This window comes from Acidimicrobiia bacterium (assembly GCA_016650365.1).
In the GTDB taxonomy this organism is placed as follows: domain Bacteria; phylum Actinomycetota; class Acidimicrobiia; order Spongiisociales; family JAENVV01; genus JAENVV01.
In genome coordinates, this window is sequence record JAENVV010000180.1 from 1 (window position 1) to 1413 (window position 1413).

General features: G+C 62.2%; 2 protein-coding genes and 1 pseudogene. 1 reads left to right on the forward strand and 2 read right to left on the reverse strand.

The window, feature by feature from the left end; all coding sequences use genetic code 11:
• On the reverse strand, positions 1-383 hold a 383-nt coding region (locus JJE47_10910), incomplete at its 3' end, for a type IV toxin-antitoxin system AbiEi family antitoxin domain-containing protein (GenBank protein MBK5267930.1).
• A gap of 220 nt (positions 384-603) precedes the next feature.
• Here JJE47_10910 and JJE47_10915 point away from each other — a divergent pair.
• Positions 604-945, forward strand: a pseudogene (locus JJE47_10915) (DUF3024 domain-containing protein).
• A gap of 63 nt (positions 946-1008) precedes the next feature.
• On the opposite strand, the gene JJE47_10920 reads toward JJE47_10915, so the two are convergent.
• On the reverse strand, positions 1009-1410 hold the full coding sequence (locus JJE47_10920; GenBank protein MBK5267931.1) for a tyrosine-type recombinase/integrase: 402 nt from the start codon (positions 1408-1410) through the stop codon (positions 1009-1011).
• Positions 1411-1413: the final 3 nt, after the last annotated feature.

The window sequence follows — 1413 nt, forward strand, 5'->3', positions numbered from 1 at the left end:
CGGCTCGTGACGTCTCCCTCGCCAAGTCGAGCATGGTGGACGATTACACCTTGCCGGTTGCCCCTGAACCGCCGGTCGACGGTGATATGGATGACGGCCGGCATCGCGTCGGCGAGGTCATAGATGGCCAGAGCCGTGGCGTGCGAAGCAACCGACCCCTCCCCAACCCACAGGGTCGCGACCATGACATCTTCGAAGGGGTGGCTGGGATAGTTACGTATCCGGTAGATCCCGCGGTCTACCCGCTCGAGGTTCCCGGACCGAAGGTGATGGGTCAGGTAACGGCGGTCGACGCCGACTCCCTCGGCCTGGGCAGCCGTGAAGTGGCCGACCTGGGTGTCGGCGAGGGTGTACAGGCGATCGATGACCCACTGTTGTGGCATGAATGTCATAGTAACCATGACATTGGTGCCAGACCAGCACCACCTGGTTTCAGCCGTACTGTAGGTGGTCCAGTCTGTCTCGTCGATCGGCGCCGGTATGCACCACGACAAATCCATACGTCATGATCTTGTGACGGTATCCGGAATTCGTGAGGTATGTGATGGCAAGAAGAACTGACCTGGAAAGGCGTAATGTTGGGCCAGGTGAGGAGGTTCGCAAATGGTTCCGCAAACTGATCTTGTCCGGGTGCAGCGCTGGGTGGATGCTCGCAACGAGCGTATTCCCGACAGCGCCAGGGATCTTATCCGCAACGACATCGATGTGACCGACCGGTCGATCACCATCGTCGAGTGCCGGCCTCCTTGGAACCCCGATCTGGGACCGGAGTGGACCCGGTCGCCGGTTGCCCGACTGCGCTATACGAGGATGAGTAACGAGTGGTCCCTGTATTGGATTGATCGTAACTCGAAGTTCCACGAGTACCACCTGATCGATCCGAGCACCAACGTCGATGTGCTTCTCGCCGAGGTCGATCGAGACCCAACCGCCATCTTCTGGGGTAGGCGCCCCGCTCCGCAAACCTTGCTCGATTCGGTCGATGAGAGCTTTCGGAGCCGATCGGTGTTAGTCGCCGATTCCGCGTCCCCGGTCACGGCCTTTGTTGAGGTTTGGTCGGGCGGCGAGTTGGGCTTCGAGTCGTTGGGCGGCGGCTTGGTCGGCGCCTGCGTAGAGGTGGCCGTAGACGTCGAGGACGGTCTGAACCGACGTGTGGCCGAGCCGGTCGGCGATCACTTTGGGGTGTTCGCCTTGGGCGATGAGGAGGGCTACTTGGGATCGGCGGAGGGTGTGGGTGCCCAGTCCGGCGTCGAGTCCGGCGGCTCGGAGGGCCGGCTTCCAGACGCGGCGCATCCAAGCCGTCCGTCGGATCGGTCCTCCTTGGGGGGCGGGGAACATCCAGGTGTCCGGTCCGGTCTGGTCTTGTTGGGTGGCGTGTTGGGCGAGTTGTTCGGTGATGGTTCGGGGCAGGAC